Origin of the sequence: Thalassorhabdus alkalitolerans (assembly GCF_042656525.1) — a bacterium.
Lineage (GTDB): Bacteria > Bacillota > Bacilli > Bacillales > Marinococcaceae > Thalassorhabdus > Thalassorhabdus alkalitolerans.
In genome coordinates, this window is sequence record NZ_JBHSOZ010000003.1 from 547,045 (window position 1) to 563,429 (window position 16,385).

General features: G+C 42.5%; 17 protein-coding genes and 1 other annotated feature. All 17 genes read right to left on the minus strand.

The features are described 5' to 3' along the window. Positions 1-33: 33 nt before the first annotated feature. The 17 genes from ACFPU1_RS05360 to sigG all read right to left on the minus strand — a co-directional run bounded on the left by ACFPU1_RS05360 (position 34) and on the right by sigG (position 16,159). A complete protein-coding gene (locus ACFPU1_RS05360) occupies positions 34-1,131 on the minus strand; it encodes a carbamoyl phosphate synthase small subunit (protein ID WP_385939292.1) in 1,098 nt (365 codons plus the stop codon). Further along, positions 1,128-2,411, minus strand: a complete 1,284-nt coding sequence (locus ACFPU1_RS05365; protein WP_385939294.1) for a dihydroorotase — start codon at positions 2,409-2,411, stop codon at positions 1,128-1,130. The genes ACFPU1_RS05360 and ACFPU1_RS05365 overlap by 4 nt, the downstream gene beginning before the upstream one ends. Next, complete coding sequence (locus ACFPU1_RS05370; protein ID WP_385940464.1) at positions 2,408-3,358, minus strand: aspartate carbamoyltransferase catalytic subunit; 951 nt, start codon at positions 3,356-3,358, stop codon at positions 2,408-2,410. The genes ACFPU1_RS05365 and ACFPU1_RS05370 overlap by 4 nt, the downstream gene beginning before the upstream one ends. 207 nt (positions 3,359-3,565) lie before the next feature. Further along, complete coding sequence (locus ACFPU1_RS05375; RefSeq protein WP_054635267.1) at positions 3,566-4,900, minus strand: solute carrier family 23 protein; 1,335 nt, start codon at positions 4,898-4,900, stop codon at positions 3,566-3,568. Positions 4,901-5,098: 198 nt separating this feature from the next. After that, the gene (gene pyrR / locus ACFPU1_RS05380; RefSeq protein WP_054635266.1) at positions 5,099-5,650 is read right to left on the minus strand and encodes a bifunctional pyr operon transcriptional regulator/uracil phosphoribosyltransferase PyrR; all 552 of its coding nucleotides are present in this window, start codon (positions 5,648-5,650) and stop codon (positions 5,099-5,101) included. Between the two features lie 239 nt (positions 5,651-5,889). After that, entirely contained in the window at positions 5,890-6,804 is a 915-nt protein-coding gene (locus ACFPU1_RS05385; protein ID WP_385940466.1) for an RluA family pseudouridine synthase, read from the minus strand. 3 nt (positions 6,805-6,807) lie between these two features. Beyond that, positions 6,808-7,281: a signal peptidase II gene (gene lspA, locus ACFPU1_RS05390; protein ID WP_054635265.1), complete on the minus strand. Its 474-nt coding sequence runs from the start codon at positions 7,279-7,281 to the stop codon at positions 6,808-6,810. Positions 7,282-7,479: 198 nt separating this feature from the next. Then, positions 7,480-7,698, minus strand: coding sequence for a hypothetical protein (locus tag ACFPU1_RS05395; protein ID WP_385939297.1), 219 nt, complete (start codon positions 7,696-7,698; stop codon positions 7,480-7,482). A 192-nt stretch (positions 7,699-7,890) separates the two neighbouring features. Beyond that, a complete protein-coding gene (gene ileS, locus ACFPU1_RS05400) occupies positions 7,891-10,662 on the minus strand; it encodes an isoleucine--tRNA ligase (protein ID WP_385939299.1) in 2,772 nt (923 codons plus the stop codon). A gap of 150 nt (positions 10,663-10,812) precedes the next feature. Then, positions 10,813-11,026: a binding site (T-box leader), on the minus strand. 126 nt (positions 11,027-11,152) lie between these two features. Then, positions 11,153-11,656: a DivIVA domain-containing protein gene (locus ACFPU1_RS05405; RefSeq protein WP_385939301.1), complete on the minus strand. Its 504-nt coding sequence runs from the start codon at positions 11,654-11,656 to the stop codon at positions 11,153-11,155. A gap of 75 nt (positions 11,657-11,731) precedes the next feature. Continuing rightward, a complete protein-coding gene (locus ACFPU1_RS05410; protein WP_385939303.1) occupies positions 11,732-12,514 on the minus strand; it encodes a YlmH family RNA-binding protein in 783 nt (260 codons plus the stop codon). Between the two features lie 11 nt (positions 12,515-12,525). Beyond that, positions 12,526-12,780, minus strand: coding sequence for a YggT family protein (locus ACFPU1_RS05415; protein WP_054635262.1), 255 nt, complete (start codon positions 12,778-12,780; stop codon positions 12,526-12,528). 32 nt (positions 12,781-12,812) lie between these two features. After that, positions 12,813-13,238: a cell division protein SepF gene (locus tag ACFPU1_RS05420; RefSeq protein ID WP_054635261.1), complete on the minus strand. Its 426-nt coding sequence runs from the start codon at positions 13,236-13,238 to the stop codon at positions 12,813-12,815. A 27-nt stretch (positions 13,239-13,265) separates the two neighbouring features. After that, on the minus strand, positions 13,266-13,946 hold the full coding sequence (locus ACFPU1_RS05425; RefSeq protein WP_385939305.1) for a YggS family pyridoxal phosphate-dependent enzyme: 681 nt from the start codon (positions 13,944-13,946) through the stop codon (positions 13,266-13,268). A 38-nt stretch (positions 13,947-13,984) separates the two neighbouring features. Then, complete coding sequence (pgeF, locus tag ACFPU1_RS05430) at positions 13,985-14,809, minus strand: peptidoglycan editing factor PgeF (protein ID WP_385939307.1); 825 nt, start codon at positions 14,807-14,809, stop codon at positions 13,985-13,987. Positions 14,810-14,923: 114 nt separating this feature from the next. Next, positions 14,924-15,169, minus strand: coding sequence for a YlmC/YmxH family sporulation protein (locus ACFPU1_RS05435; RefSeq protein WP_385939309.1), 246 nt, complete (start codon positions 15,167-15,169; stop codon positions 14,924-14,926). A gap of 189 nt (positions 15,170-15,358) precedes the next feature. Then, positions 15,359-16,159 carry an RNA polymerase sporulation sigma factor SigG gene (gene sigG, locus ACFPU1_RS05440; RefSeq protein WP_100399413.1) on the minus strand — a complete coding sequence of 267 codons (801 nt, stop codon included), beginning with the start codon at positions 16,157-16,159 and terminating at the stop codon, positions 15,359-15,361. Positions 16,160-16,385 lie beyond the last annotated feature (226 nt).

Here is a 16,385-nt window from a genome sequence, read left to right on the forward strand (position 1 = left end):
CTTTTCTTATCCATTAATGAAAACTAAGCAGCTTTATGCGTTGACAGTCTTTACGCTTTCTTTTTTACTCTCTTCTATTAATGTTACAAACCGGTCAAATAAATGATTGGCATCTGCTGGCCCTGGACAAGCTTCCGGGTGATACTGAACGCTGAAAGCCGGATATTTGGAGTGAGAGACTCCTTCTACTGAACCATCATTTACATTAACGTGGGTGAGCACAAGATCCGTTTCATTCAATGACTCACGCTCCACCGTATAGCCGTGATTCTGGGAAGTAATATCTACTTTCCCTGTTTCAATATCCTTTACTGGATGGTTGGAGCCGCGGTGGCCAAATTTCATTTTTGAAGACGTGGCCCCAGCAGCCAGACATAGAAGCTGATGACCAAGGCAAATTCCAAAGATCGGTACTTTTCCAAGAAGACCTTGAATGGTTTCAATGCCTTCCTTTACATCTTCTGGATCCCCAGGACCGTTGCTAAGCATAATGCCGTCTGGTTGAAGCTGCATAATTTCTTCAACAGGTGTGTTATAGGGAACTACAAATACATCGCAGCGCCTTTGGATAAGATTTCTTACAATTCCGTGCTTGGCACCAAAATCAATCAATACGACACGGTGGCCGAAACCGGGTGCGTGATAAGGATCTTTAGTGGATACTTGCTGAACCTGGTTTTTCACTAAAGCTGTATTTCTCAATTCCTCCGCTACCTGGGTTACATCAGCATCCATGGAGCAGAGTCTTCCTCTTAATGTCCCATGCTCTCTAATTAAACGGGTCAATTTTCTCGTATCAATGCCTTCGAGCCCAGGAATTTCTTTTTCCTTTAACATTTGATCAATCGATTTTTCATTTCTCCAGTTATTTGGAAAAGAGGAAGCTTCTTTAACAATAAGGGCTCCTACTGATGGAGCAATCGATTCAAAATCATCCCGGTTAATGCCGTAGTTTCCAATTAAAGGATACGTAAGGACGACAAGCTGCTGACAGTAAGAGGGGTCTGAAAGAATCTCCTGATATCCCGTCATTCCAGTGTTAAACACCACTTCCCCTGTCATTTCTTTTTCACTGCCAAACCCTTTTCCGATAAAAACTTCGCCGTCTTCTAATATCAATTGTCTTTTCATTGGACAACCTCCTCTTTCTCATACACGACTACACCGTCCACCAAGGTTAAAACAGGCCATCCTTGGCACACCCATTGTTCAAATGGTGTATTCTTTCCTTTGGATTCAAATGCTGAGACATCTATCTTTTCTTCTTTTTCAAGGTCTATTAATATAAGGTCTGCTGATGCCCCGATTTGAAGCGTCCCTTGCGTAAGGCCAAATACTTCAGCCGGCTTCTTTGTTAAAGAGGAGACAAGATCGGCTAATGAAAGATGGCCTTCTTTAACAAGGTGGGTATAAAGCAGAGGAAAGGCTGTTTCTAGACCTACAATTCCAAACGGTGCTTTCTCAATTCCCGCCTCTTTTTCCTCTTTTGTGTGGGGGGCGTGATCTGTTGCGATAAAGTCTATTGTACCGTCCTGAAGTCCTTCCAGGAGAGCGTCTCTATCTTCTTTTGCTCTAAGTGGGGGATTCATTTTAAAATTAGGGTCAAGACCTGGGATATCTTCATCGCATAATAGCAGATGATGAGGGCTTACTTCTGCTGTCACGTGAATTCCCGCGCGTTTGGCATCTCGAATGACACGTACAGATTCCTTAGTACTCACATGACACACATGATAATGAGCGCCAGCTGCTTCAGCGAGCAGAACATCCCGGGCAATATGTACCGATTCACATACTGACGGAATACCATTTAATCCGTGCTTCTCTGAAAACGTCCCCTCATGTACTGACCCCTTATTGATCAATGTGTTTTCTTCACAGTGGGCAACAATGGCCACCTCTGCCCTTGCTGCAGCTTTCATGGCGGCAAGCATCATAGAAGCATCCTGTATACCGACTCCATCATCCGTAAACGCAAAAGCACCCATTTCTTTAAGCCTGGCAAAATCAACTAGTTCTTTTCCCAGCTGTCTGGTAGTAATAGACGCATAAGGGAGTACCTTTACGAGAGCCTTTTCTTTAATTTTGTCTTGAATCAGCTGAAGATTACCTTCTGAATCAGGTACCGGCCTTGTATTTGGCATTGGGCAGATCGTCGTAAACCCGCCGCGCGCAGCTGCTTTCGTTCCTGTTTCAATGGTTTCTTTGTGTTCTCCACCAGGCTCTCTCAAATGCACATGAACATCGACCAGTCCAGGAGTAAGGAGTCTTCCGTTCCCTTCAATCACTTTTTCAGCACCCGGAGACACAGAGCCGATTTCTGCAATTTTACCTTCTGTTACTTTTATATCCCCTTGTTTTATGTTTCCATCTTCCCCTATGAATTTCACATTATTAATTAAGATACTCATTTTTTATATCCCCCTTTGGTTAATTGAAGTACATGATCGAGTACAGCCATTCGCACTGCTACTCCATTTTTCATCTGTTTAAAGATGCGTGACCTTTTGCATTCTACCAATTCGTCTGCTATCTCTACATTTCTGTTGACCGGCGCAGGGTGCATGATTATGCTGCCTGGTTTCATCAGCCTCTCTCTTTTAACAGTCAGGCCATATTTCTGATGAAATTCCTCCACCCCTGCTACCATTTGGACCGCGTGCCTTTCATGCTGGATTCTCAGCATCATCATTACATCAGCCATTTCTGCCGCTTCATCCATTGGGATATATCTGCTGCGCAACTCACCTTCCATCCACTCTTCCGGACCGCTGACAAAAACGTTGGCTCCCAGTCTTTCCAAGGCTTCTATGTTCGAACGGGCCACACGGCTGTGACGTACATCGCCAGCAACTACTATGTTTAAATCTATAAAACTCTGAAACTCTTGCTTAATCGTAAGCAGATCTAGCAAAGATTGGGTAGGATGATGACCGCAGCCGTCTCCTCCGTTAATCATTGGAATATTTATTTTGCCGGCCAGCTCATCAAAGTAACGATCGGTCTCATGTCGTATCACTACTACATCTGCTCCAAGACTTTCAATGGTTTTAACCGTGTCATAAAGAGTCTCGCCTTTTTTTACACTGGACGTATCTGCTTCAAAATTTAATACTTCAAGCCCCAGTTTTTTCTCTGCTGCTTCAAAGCTTAATTTTGTTCTTGTGCTTGGTTCAAAGAATAGATTAGCGGCGAAAACGTTTTTTTTCTCGAACCAATAAGGAGTATGTGCAAACTCTTGAGCGTTTGTAAGAATTTTATCGATTGTCCCTAACGGAAGGTCTGTCATTGTCAAAATATTTTCCGTGGCAGGTTCTGTTACTTTCCCCATCTCTTTTTGCAATTCAGTTTCAAGCATCATCTTTCATTCCTCCTTATTTTTGAACTCGCTTTTTTTCTATAAAAAAACCCTGAAGAGATCATCTTCAGGGTGAACAGAAGCAGGCGAAAGAAGAGAGGCAGCTTGCCTCGCATAACTTTATCCAGGCAGACCGTGGGCAACCACGGTCTCGTTCCTGGTGCCTGTTTCACCCTTATGAGTCTCTCTGTACTCGATTAAAGGATGTTAAGCAGCATTGTCATCATCTTTTAGTTTTTCATCCAGGGAGGCAAACATTGAGTTATTTCCCAGACCATGTTCTTTTCCTGGAAGAATCAAGTTCAACAAGATGCCGATTATTGTCGCGAGAGCCATTCCGGCGATCTGCACATCATCGGAAACCTGTATAAAGGCGCCTCCGATACCGATAACCAGGATCACAGAAGAAATAATTAAGTTTCTTTTGATTCCAAAATCAATCTGGTTATCAATCAGCATTCTAAGTCCTGAGGAAGCGATGATCCCAAACAACAGGATTGAAATTCCTCCCATTACCGCTGTCGGGATGCTTGCAATCAGCGCTTCAATTTTTCCTATAAAGCCGAAAATCAGTGCAAATACTGCTGCCCCACCGACCACAAAAACGCTGAACACTCGAGTGATCGCGAGAACTCCGATGTTCTCTCCGTACGTCGTATTAGGAGGCCCCCCAACAAAGGAAGCAATCAACGTTGCAACTCCATCCCCCATAATAGAGCGGTGAAGGCCGGGTTTTTTCACCAGGTTCTTTGAAACCACTTTGCTCAGAACCATTTGGTCTCCTATGTGTTCAGAAAGGGTTACAAGGGCAATCGGAACCATAAGGAAGATAATCGTCCAGGACCAGTCTGGTGTAAAGGTGACAAAGGGTACGACAAAATCGGGAGTTCTGATCCACGGTGCTTCCATAACTGGTGTAAAGTTAACCAGTCCCATAAATACTGCTACCACATACCCGCCGACAATACCGAACAAAATTGGGATCAGGTTAAAAAATCCTTTAAAGAAAACTGCAGCTACGATCGTTATGGCGAGGGTTATGAGAGCTACACTGAAGTGAGTCATTGGCTCTACAAACTGTCCAGCCTCACTGTCATAGTTCATCGCCATTTCAATCGCCGTGCCTGCAAGCCCAAGTCCTATGACCATAATAACGGGCCCCACCACAATCGGCGGAAGAAGTTTGATGAGCCAGTTGACACCAGTCGCTTTAATTAAGAGGGCAGTCAGTCCGTAAACAATACCTGCCATAAACGTTCCTATCATCACACCTTCCGGCCCTCCGATAGCCATCGCTGAGATGATAGGCATGATAAAGGCAAAGGAAGACCCCAGGTAAGCAGGTACCTGACCTTTCGTGACCACAAGATAAGCAAGGGTACCCAGACCGCTGGATACTAATGCGACGGCCGGACTAAGACCAGTTAATATCGGCACGAGAATGGTGGCTCCGAACATTGCAAATAAGTGCTGCATGCTTAAAATGATCCAGTAATTCCATTTTGGGATTTCTCTGATGCCTATCTCTCTTTTGTTTCCCATGTAAGTCTCCTCCACTCCTGATTTGATCTCTTTCTTATACGATGGTATTTTGGACGATTAGATATTCTGGAGAACTGTTTCCATAAAAAAACTCTTTGCAGAGAGCAAAGAGGGCACAGGGGGCCATCACCACAACAGGGATGGCTGCATCATGCCTCTTTTCAGACTCTCTGGACTGTATTTAAAGAGGATCTTTATTTATCTTTCATGACTTGTAATACTTACTTGGTCTATCTGGTCGGTTTCTTTCATCTTAGCAGTGATGACTTCCGCTTTAGAGGTAGGAATATTTTTACCAATATAATCAGGGCGGATCGGCAATTCCCGGTGACCTCTGTCCACAAGTACTGCAAGCTGAATCTGGGCCGGCCTGCCCTGATCCATTGTGGCGTCCATGGCAGCTCTTACGGTTCGTCCTGTATATAACACATCGTCAACTAGAATGACTTTTTTGTCGTTAATGTCATAAGGAATATCGGTCCCCTTTAATTCAGGTTCCTCAGAAGTGTTCTTTAGAGAAAGATCATCCCGATACATGGTAATATCTATTTCCCCTACTGGAATTTTTGTTCCCTCGATTCGTTCGATACTTTCGGCTAATCGATCAGCAATATATATCCCTCTTGTTTTGATTCCTACGAGAACGCAGTCATCGATTCCTTTGTTTCTTTCAATAATTTCATGTGATATACGGGTAAGTGCTCGTCGTATCGCCTGCTCATCTAATAAAACTGTTTCATCTTTAACCATTTGATTTGCCTCCCACTGTCTAGTTTCTGCAAGGAATGGCCATTAAAAAATCCTCCCGTCCGATTGGACGAGAGGATGGTTAATAACATCGCATTGATCCCTGGTAGTTCCGGGACGTTCCCCCTGGTCATTACAGGCAGGGAATACATGCACCATTTCCTTCTCAGCCTCACGGGACTGTAATTAAAGGTGGTTCGTATTTGATTCTTTCGTTAGTATGACAAAAGTATACAAGAAAGTCAAGATTTTTTTCTCAGATCGTCCAGCAGGCCATCCATGTCTTCAGGCATAGGAGCTTCCCACTCCATGTATTCCTCTTTTGAGGGATGTACAAAGCCAAGGCGGGCTGCATGTAGAGCCTGACCGTTTATCGGCAGCGTATTACGATGCCCATACTTAGGATCCCCTGCAACAGCATGCCCAATGTATTGCAAATGAACTCTAATCTGGTGTGTCCGCCCTGTTTCGAGCCTGCATTCAAGAAACGTATAGTTCCCAAAACGTTCTATTACGTTAAAGTGAGTCACTGCATCCTTTGCATTTTTATCAGTGACCGTCATTTTCTGTCTGTCCATTGGATCTCTTCCAATAGGAGCGTCAATCGTTCCATGCTCATGAGGAATATTGCCATGAACAATTGTTTTGTAAATTCTTTCTGTTTTTTTATCTTTCAGTTGACGACTAAGGTGTTCATGGGCTTTGTCGTTTTTTGCGGCCACCAACACTCCCGATGTGTCCTTATCGATGCGGTGGACAATACCAGGCCTGATTTCCCCATTAATGCCTGAGAGATCTTTACAGTGGTACATTAACGCGTTCACCAGCGTCCCCCCGGGATGCCCAGGTGCTGGGTGGACAACCATCCCCCGAGGCTTATTGACAACAATCACATCATCATCTTCATACAGGATACCAAGAGGGATGTTTTCAGGAACGATATCTATTTCTTCTGGTTCCTTAGGATACACGACGACTTCATCACCTGACTGTACTTTATGGTTACTTTTGGCCGCTTTGCCATTTACTTCAATGCGTCCTTCTTTAGCCCACTCCTGGATAATCGTACGTGACCATTCTCCGTGCAGCTTAACAATTGCCTTATCTAATCGCTCCTTATTGTGCTCTTCAGAAATCACCCATTTTGTTTCTTCCATCATTTATGCTTGCTCCTTTTTCTCTTTTCGTTCATCTGCCATCATTTTAATAATCAAAGCGATTACACCTACGACGAGAGCCGAATCCGCTACATTAAAAATCGGGAAGTTATAAGCAAAGATATAAACATCCATAAAATCAATAACTTCTCCTCTGAAGAGACGATCGATGAAATTCCCGATCGCACCGCCTAGCACTAAACCTAATGGTAGTCCGATCCATATGCTTTCTTTTCCATACTTTTGCATGTAATAAAAGATAGCGATGACGACCCCGACAGTTATAATAAAGAATAACCACATTTGCCCTTGAAGTATACCAAAAGCAGCTCCTTGATTCCGGTGGGAAGTTAAATATGCTAACCCTTCAATTAACGGAATGCTTTCCCCTATTTCCATATGTACGTCCACTAAGTACTTTGTCCATTGGTCAAGGCCGATAATTACCAGCGCCAGGACATAATAAAAGAGTATCATTGTCTGCTTCTCCTCATTTCCCGGTCTATGTATGTATGGGAAAGGCCGAGACAATCCCGACCTTGTGGTACATGCTCAAAACAGCCTACTTTAAGCATTTTAGCATAAAAGAAATGAAACGGTAAATGTAACCTTATTTTATTTTGCTCTTGTACGAGAAAAGAATGAAATCTTGTGCGAAAAAGTCGTTTTAGTTTTTTACTGTAACTGGTTTAGCTTTTCAATTACACTTGTAACTTTTTCCCATTCTTGCTGGCGCCCTACCTGCAAAAGGGATGCTTTATGCTTTTCAAATTCCCTCATTGTGCTAATTTTTGCTTCTTCTCCGCTGACTGTTCCGTTTCCTTCGCCAGCGCCCTGCCGTTCCAGTTCTTTTCTTCTTGCTTCAAGCATCAGAGAATACCATTCAGTGTTCATTTGCTTCACCTTTCTCTTCGCTCTCTTTTTTTAAGGTAAGCTGAACACCGTATTTTACACAGCGTAATTTTTCCCTCCCTCCTCACTTTTTTTGAATTTCTTTTATAAGAAAAGCCCCTGTTCTTATGAGAAACAGGGGCTTTCACTGGCAGGTAAAACGAAGGCAAGTTATCCTTTGATGCCTTTCATGGGTTATTCAGTTTCTGCATAATTTTCTTTAACAATCGTAGCGCAGGAATCACAGAGCTCAGGATATTTTTCCTGAGCACCTACCGTTTTAGTAACAGTCCAGCAGCGTTCACAAGTCTCTCCGTCAGCTGGTCTGACTGCGATTGCCAAATGCTCATGTATTTCTGCATCCTCTGGTGCTTCATCTTTCGTTCCGTCAATGACAGCTTCTGAAACGATAAACAAACGAGTCAGTTCCCCAGCACCTTCAAGCACCGTTTTCGCGTCTTCAGTAGGGTAAAGAGAAATGGAAGCAGTTAAAGACTTTCCGATTACTTTTTGGTTTCTGGCATTTTCAAGAGCCTTTAACACTTGATCGCGGATGCTCATGATTGTGCCCCATTTTTCCTTTAGCTGATCACTTTCAGGTAAGTCCTCTGCGTCTGGAAGATCAGTAAGCTGGACACTTTCCTCTTCTACCCCTGGAATGAACTCCCATACTTCATCTGCTGTATGAGCGAGGATTGGGGAAGAGAGTTTTACAAGACTCACGAGCACATCATACATTACCGTCTGAATCGCTCTTCTGGATAAAGCATCTTCTGCTTCAATATATAACGTATCTTTTGCAATATCCATGTAAAAGGAGCTTAAATCAATGGTGCAGAAGTTATGCAGGGCATGGTATACCGTAGAAAACTGGTACTCATCATACCCTTTTTTCACCTGGCCGATAAGATCGTTTAATTTCACAAGAATATAGCGGTCCATTTCAGGAAGCTTCTCATAAGAGACCCGATCTGTCGCTGGATCAAAATCGTGAAGGTTTCCAAGCAAAAATCGGAATGTATTGCGGATTTTACGGTAGGTTTCAGCAACCTGCTTTAAAATCTTATCTGATATCCGAACATCTGCCTGATAATCTACTGAAGCTACCCACAGCCGAAGAATATCTGCTCCAAGCTGGTTCATTACTTTGTTTGGAATTACAACGTTACCGAGTGACTTACTCATTTTTTTACCGTCCCCATCCAACGCAAAGCCGTGGCTGAGAACACCTTTATAAGGCGCTTCTCCAGACACTGCCACACTTGTGGACAAGGAGGAGTTAAACCACCCTCTGTATTGGTCAGAACCCTCTAAATAAAGATCTGCCGGACGCTGAAGTTCTTCGTTTTCCACCAAAACAGCCTGGTGGGATGAACCACTGTCAAACCAGACGTCCATAATATCCATCTCACGAGTAAAGTTTCCATTTGGACTTTTAGAAGAGGTGAAGCCTTCTGGCAGGAGATCTTTTGTTTCCCACTCAAACCAAATGTTAGAGCCATGTTCCCGGAAAAGCTGGGATACATGATTGATTGTCTCATCAGTTACAATTTCTTCTCCATTTTCCTCATAAAAAATTGGAATTGGAACTCCCCACGCTCTCTGGCGGGAAATACACCAGTCGCCCCGGTCCCTGACCATGTTATGAAGCCTTGTTTCTCCCCATTCTGGAACCCATTTCACCTTTTTCACTGCCGAAATCAAGTCTTCTCGGAAATCTTTAATGGAGGCAAACCATTGAGCCGTGGCTCTGAAAATAACAGGTTTCTTTGTGCGCCAGTCATGTGGATAAGAGTGAGTGATAAAGGTCAGCTTTAATAAAGCCCCAAGCTCTTCAAGTTTTTGGGTAATCGGTTTGTTCGCTTCATCATAAAAAAGACCTTCAAACCCAGGAGCTTCCTCAGTGAAAACCCCTTTATCATCCACAGGACAAAGCGTCTCCAGCCCATACTGCTGGCCTACAATGTAGTCATCTTCCCCGTGACCAGGGGCAGTGTGGACGCATCCTGTTCCAGCATCAAGGGTTACATGTTCTCCAAGGATTACAAGTGAATTTCTGCCGTAAATAGGGTGTGTTGTCATCACATGTTCCAATTCTCTTCCTTGGACTGTCTTTACCACTTCAGTATCTTCCCAGCCAATTTCTTTCTCAATGGTCTCTAGAAGCCCAGAAGCTACGACGTATTTTTCTTCTCCTACTTTGACAACACTGTATTCAAGTTCAGGATGAACTGTAATGGCTAGATTCGCAGGAATGGTCCACGGAGTAGTGGTCCAAATAACGAACTTTTCATCACCTTCAAGGACTCCTTTTCCATCTGTTACTGCAAAGGACACATAAATGGATGGTGAACGTTTATCATGGTATTCAATCTCCGCTTCTGCCAGTGCAGACTCCGAGGAAGGTGACCAGTAGACTGGTTTTTTCCCCTTGTAGATGTACCCTTTTTTGGCCATATCACCAAATACTTTGATTTGCTGGGCTTCGTATTCCTTTGTGAGAGTGACATAAGGATTTTCCCAGTCTCCTCTTACTCCAAGCCGCTTAAATTGTTCCCGTTGACGATCGATCTGTTCCATCGCATAGTCAGCGCAAGCTTTACGAAATTCAGCGACAGACATTTTTTTTCTGTTGACCTTTTTGTTTTTCGTTAAAGCTGTTTCAATAGGAAGACCGTGAGTGTCCCAGCCAGGTACATACGGTGCATGAAACCCGCTTACAGACTTATAGCGGACAATAATGTCTTTTAATACTTTATTTAATGCATGACCCATATGAATGTCACCATTGGCATAAGGCGGGCCATCATGCAGAACAAAAAGAGGACGGCCTTTCGTGCGTTCCTGCACCTTTTCGTATATGTTCTGCTCTTCCCATTTTAGTTGTCGTTCTGGTTCCCGATTTGGAAGGTTTCCCCTCATCGGAAATTCAGTTTTTGGCATTCGTAATGTATCTTTATAACTCATTACTTTTTCCTCCTCATTTAAAATAAACAAGCGATCATTAAGAGATGAAAGCAAATACCCAGGAAACAAATTCTTTGCGAAAGCTGTTCTAAAAATAATTATAGTTGAGTGATCTTTTATCCATAAAAAAAAGACCTCCTTCGTCCCGGGTATAGGGACGAGAAGGTCTCGCGGTACCACCCTAATGATCTGCTATATGCAGTCACTTCATTGTAATATCGGCTTTCACCGCTGGAACCTAACCAAAGTTTCGGCACCAGAACTCCAGGGTGATGTCCGCAGCTGCTCCTGTCACCAGGCTTCCACCATCCCCGGCTCGCTATCGAAGGAAGACAGAACGGCACGTCCCTTTCAACGTCTTGTTACCTGCTATGATACTTAGTCTCTGCTTTACAGAACATAAGCATGATAGAGGGATATTCATTTATCATTCTCATGGTTTTGTCAAATTATAGAACAATCATAATCGAGAAGTCAAGTGGGGTATTCTTTAGTCTTCCCCCGGAGAAGAAGACTCAAGCTCTTCTTCCATTGATCTCGCTAATTCATCCCAATCGTCATTATGTAACATTTCAAGCTGGGCTTCAATAAGCATCTTAAATCTCATGCGGTATACTGATGCCTGCTTTTTCAGTTCTTCAATTTCCAATGAAATCTTTCTTGATTTGGAGAGAGCATCATTAATAATTCGGTCTGCATTTTTCTCCGCTTCTTTCACAATCAGCTGAGCTTCTTTTTTAGAATTTCTACGTACTTCTTCAGCTGATTCCTGTGCTACAAGAATGGATTTATTTAACGTTTCTTCAATGTTAGAAAAATGTTCTAGTCGTTCTTCCAGTTCATCCACCTTTTCAAACAGTTCATTTTTCTCCCGAATAACAGTTTCATAATCTTTAATAACTTGATCCAGAAATTCATTTACCTCGTCTTCATCATATCCGCGAAAACCTCTTGTAAACTCTTTATTGTGAATATCTAAGGGAGTTAACGGCAAAAGAAGCACCTCCGTGACTTAATTGATTAACTGATGTTACTTTTTTCGACAATTACATGTAAAAACCCTTCTTTTCTATGAAGGATCCTGTTTTTTTCCATAGCTAACTCGCCATTTATCTTTTTTTGACTTCCCTTCCACTGTAAGCAGTTTCCTGCGGCCAAGTCCTCTTACTGATAGATAATCTCCTTCATTTACTAGAAATGAAGGCTGATCTGCAATTCTCCAGTTGACCTTGACTCTTTTTCCATCAATGTAGGGTACGACTTTACTTCGAGATAAGCGGAACATTTCCGCTAAAAGGACATCAAGACGCAAAGAAGAGACCGTAGTGGATACTTCTTCCCATTCCTCTCTGACAGGAATTGCTTCTTCTAACGAAACAGAGTGGAGTTGAATGGATGCAGATGCAACTTTTGTAAAATTCATTTCTACAAAAGAAGCAATTTCTTCTGCAACTGCTATCTGAATTCTTTGTGCCTGTAAAATGATGTCCCCAAATTTTTCCCGCTTTACCCCCAGGCCTAGCATGGAACCCAGGACATCTCTATGGCCGACAGAAACAAATTTAACAGGATAATCCAGCTCATAAATTCTAATGTGAAATTGATCCTGTTCCGGGGCTTCATAAAAGGGAAACAGCAAGGCTCTTTTCCTTTCAGAACCTTGGGGCCCCCCGAAAAACTCAAGTTTGACTACTTCATCATTGCCAATTATAGATCTCAAAATATCCTGTTCTCTTGGATCTAAAAAATCAGTCAGCTTCGATTCATAACGCGTTTCCACTTGTTCTTTCCATTCACTGGCCTGTTCCACAAACGGCCGCTCTTCTTTTCGAAAATGTTCGTATAGTGCCATAAAGAACCTCCTTAAAAGAAGAGAGCCTGTACTCCAAAGCGAGCAAAGTGAAGAGCAACAAGGGCCACAATTGGAGAAATATCTATCATACCCAGCGGAGGGATTATCTTTCGGAAAGGTTCCAAATAAGGCTCTACTAAAGATCCTATAGTCTGGCCAAATGACGACTCCCGAGCGTTTGGAAACCAGGACATAAAAATATAGATGATTACCATAAATGAATATATCTGCATTCCTACAAGAAGCAGCGTACCTATTGTCTGCATATCTTTCTCATCACCCCAACCTCTTACTTGTCTTACTTATTGTATTTTTCATACATCAATTCTGATATTGCACCTGAAACATCCACGTTATCAGGAGTACATAGGAAAATATTCTGCCCCACCTTCTGAATATCCCCTCCTATAGCATACACGGTACCGCTTAAAAAATCGACAATCCTTTTTGCCTGATCCTGTGAGATTAACTGCAAATTAATAATTACGGCCTTCCTGCTTTTTAAATGATCTGCCACCTCTTGAGCCTCTTCATAAGCCCGGGGCTCTACTAGTATCATTTTTGACGACTGCTGAATGCTTTGAAGACTGACTACATTTTGGGTATTTCCCTTTTTCTTTGCAGCTGTAAATTCGTTTTCTTGCTCTGGAAAATGTTCTATTTCCTCTTCGACTACCTCATCATCCAATTCAAAAAAACGTTTAAATTTAGATTTGAACCCCATGAGCTTTCCACTCCTTCACCTAAATCTTCATTCTTTTCCTACGAGACTGCTTCCAATGCGAACAAACGTGGCTCCTTCTTCAACCGCAATGACATAATCATTAGACATTCCCATCGATAAATGAAGGCAGGGTGCGTGACTCAAATTTAAATCCTTAATTGAATCTCTTAACAATCTAAGATTTCTAAATACCGGACGTGTCTCTTCTGGATTTTCCGTATACGGGGCCATCGTCATTAGTCCAACCACTTCAATAGCCGGGAATTCTTCTAAAGACTTTATAAACGACAAAGTATCCTCTGGAGAAAGCCCTGATTTTGATTCTTCTCCTGAAACGTTAACCTGGACAAAGCACTTCATTTTCCTGCCTTCAGGCATGCGTTTTTGAATCTCTTTGGCGAGTGATATTCTGTCTAGTGAATGGATGTAGTCAAACTTGTCAATCATGTGCTTTACTTTTTTGGATTGAAGAGAACCAATAAAGTGCCAGGTAGCAGGCTTGTCCAGTTTTTCTATTTTGGCGGTTCCCTCCTCTGCCCTATTTTCACCGATATGTCTGATTCCAGCATCCAGAGCTTTAGAGGCGGTCTCAACACTGACGTATTTTGTGACTGCGATAATAGCTATGTCGTCCTCGCTGCGGCTACCACGCTGGCAGGCAAGTTTAATTTCGGATTCAATGTGTGTTAAATTTTGTTTAATATCCAAGTGCCTCTGCTCCTTTCTTTCATTATGAAAGTTTCAAATTATTGTGTTTTTACTATAAAGCTCATCATTCTCCCAGTGGTTCCCTGGTCACGGCGATGGGAAAAAAACAGTGTGTCCTCCTTGTATGTACAGTAGTTTGAGATGACTATATGGTCCTCATCTACTCCTGCTTCCAGGAGGAGTTGTTTATTAACTTCTTTTAAATCCAGCTGGTACTTGCCTTGTGTGGTTTCCTGCCAGCCCGATTGTCTATCTGGAGAAAGCACTTTCTTTAATTCATTGACCACATGGTCATCAACCTCATAAGCTCTGGGACCAATAGAAGGTCCGATCGCCACATAAATGTCCTCTGCCTTTACTTGTTCTTCTTTGCTCCACAGGGTAACCATTTCTGCAGCGATGTTAGCGGCTGTGCCGCGCCAGCCTGCATGAGCCAAACCGATGACTCCCTGCTTTGGAGCCGTAAAGTACAAAGGTACACAATCCGCATAAAAGCTTACTAAAAAGAGATTCTGCTCCGTTGTATATAACCCGTCAGCATCCCCTGCCGAATCTTCAAGAGATACAGATCCTTTCCCTGCATCCTTATGGCTGACTTTCTTAATGTCACTGCCATGGACCTGGTTAGATGCAACCCAGCTGTTTACAGGAAAACCTGTTATATCACCAATGATCTTACGATTGACAGCTACCTTTTCTGGATCTTCTCCTACGTGAAGAGCTAAATTAAGACTATCGTACGGCCCGGATCCTGACCCGCCTGCTCTGGAGGTAAACCCGGCCTCTATATGAGTGAACTTTTCTTTCCACGGTTCTATTGTGAGTATTTGAGAAGTCATGGGTTGAAACGGTTCATGCTTCATTTGACTATCATCCTTTTTGCTAAGAATTGGACATAGTGATTCGCTTTATTGTAACACATTTTGCACTTGTCCCATAGAGAAGGAAGAAAAAGAAGGAAAAAGGAGGAATGCCCTTTATCCTTCCTGATCATAAAGGTTGACCAGTATGACATCGGATCCAATTTTAACAATATTAGGCCACGGGATGATATAGTCATCTTCTTTGTTAAAAAAACCCATCATTTTTGCTGACCCACCAACGATGATTGCTTCAACCTGACCAGTCTCAATGTTAATATCTATATCGCCAACATTTCCCAGACGCTTTCCTGTTTGCATGTTCACTATGTCTTTCGCCTGTAAATCAGATATTCTCATCATAGACTTTATCCTCTCTTCTTTCGGGTGTTGTCACTTCCACCATCAGGGTATGATGTAAAGCAGGCATTGTTTCGAGATCTGACTCCACATATTTTTTCTCATTACTGACTTATACAAATGTATGTACGAAGATAGAACAGCATGCGTTAAACGAAGAAGTGCATAAAAAAAGCAGCCACTTTGGCTGCTTTAGCTTTTAGAGTGTTTATTCATTTGTTGAATGGCTGCTTTTTCAAGCCGAGAAACTTGAGCCTGGGAAATCCCAATCTCATCTGCTACTTCCATTTGTGTTTTCCCTTCAAAAAAACGCATGTTCAAGATCATTTTTTCTCTTTCGTTCAGCTTAATCATTGCCTCTTTCAACGCAAGATGCTCCAGCCATTGACTGTCTTTTTCTTTGTCGTCACTAATTTGGTCCATGACATAAATGGGATCCCCGCCGTCATTGTATATCGGTTCAAACAAAGATACCGGGTCCTGGATTGCATCTAATGCAAAAACAACTTCTTCTTTAGGAACGTCAAGCACCTTGGATATTTCCTGTACGGTTGGTTCTCTTTCCCTCGTTTTATCAGCCATAAGCTGATCTTTTACCTGCAGTGCCTTATAGGCAATATCCCTCAGTGAGCGAGACACCCTTATCGGATTGTTGTCTCGTAAGTATCTTCTGATCTCACCAATAATCATTGGCACAGCATATGTCGAAAATTTAACATTCTGACCCAGGTCAAAGTTATCAATGGACTTCATTAAACCGATACATCCAACTTGGAACAAATCATCCACATACTCTCCCCGGTTATTAAACCGTTGAATAACACTTAACACTAACCGCAAATTTCCATTTACAAGGGTTTCTCTTGCATTTTCATCTCCACTTTGCATTTCTGCGAACAATTTTCTCATTTCCTTGTTCTTTAATACGGGCAGTTTTGATGTGTCTACACCGCAAATCTCCACTTTGTTTCGTGACACGGCGTTCCCTCCCATACAGCGATGATGTGCAAAAAACAACTTTCCTGGATAAGAAAGTTTGTTTTTTGGAATCTTGCAGCTTTGTATGAGTTCAGTATGTCCCTGGTCAGGAAAAATATGCACATTCTTACCTATTGGGTTTTTGCTTAAAAGTAAAAATTGAGAAGCGGAAATTGATTACTCCTCGTATAAACAAGGCTTATTATGAAACAAGGCAAAAAAAAACTCCTTTACGGAGTGA

Coding starts and splice junctions, on each gene's coding strand:
- ACFPU1_RS05360 (WP_385939292.1), bottom strand. CDS start 1,131: ATGAAAAGACAATTGATATTAGAAGACGGCGAAGTTTTTATCGGAAAA.
- ACFPU1_RS05365 (WP_385939294.1), bottom strand. CDS start 2,411: ATGAGTATCTTAATTAATAATGTGAAATTCATAGGGGAAGATGGAAAC.
- ACFPU1_RS05370 (WP_385940464.1), bottom strand. CDS start 3,358: ATGCTTGAAACTGAATTGCAAAAAGAGATGGGGAAAGTAACAGAACCT.
- ACFPU1_RS05375 (WP_054635267.1), bottom strand. CDS start 4,900: ATGGGAAACAAAAGAGAGATAGGCATCAGAGAAATCCCAAAATGGAAT.
- pyrR (WP_054635266.1), bottom strand. CDS start 5,650: ATGGTTAAAGATGAAACAGTTTTATTAGATGAGCAGGCGATACGACGA.
- ACFPU1_RS05385 (WP_385940466.1), bottom strand. CDS start 6,804: ATGGAAGAAACAAAATGGGTGATTTCTGAAGAGCACAATAAGGAGCGA.
- lspA (WP_054635265.1), bottom strand. CDS start 7,281: ATGATACTCTTTTATTATGTCCTGGCGCTGGTAATTATCGGCCTTGAC.
- ACFPU1_RS05395 (WP_385939297.1), bottom strand. CDS start 7,698: ATGAACACTGAATGGTATTCTCTGATGCTTGAAGCAAGAAGAAAAGAA.
- ileS (WP_385939299.1), bottom strand. CDS start 10,662: ATGAGTTATAAAGATACATTACGAATGCCAAAAACTGAATTTCCGATG.
- ACFPU1_RS05410 (WP_385939303.1), bottom strand. CDS start 12,514: ATGGCACTATACGAACATTTTCGAAAAGAAGAGCGGCCGTTTGTGGAA.
- ACFPU1_RS05415 (WP_054635262.1), bottom strand. CDS start 12,780: ATGCAGACAATAGGTACGCTGCTTCTTGTAGGAATGCAGATATATTCA.
- ACFPU1_RS05420 (WP_054635261.1), bottom strand. CDS start 13,238: ATGGGGTTCAAATCTAAATTTAAACGTTTTTTTGAATTGGATGATGAG.
- pgeF (WP_385939307.1), bottom strand. CDS start 14,809: ATGAAGCATGAACCGTTTCAACCCATGACTTCTCAAATACTCACAATA.
- ACFPU1_RS05435 (WP_385939309.1), bottom strand. CDS start 15,169: ATGATGAGAATATCTGATTTACAGGCGAAAGACATAGTGAACATGCAA.
- sigG (WP_100399413.1), bottom strand. CDS start 16,159: ATGGGAGGGAACGCCGTGTCACGAAACAAAGTGGAGATTTGCGGTGTA.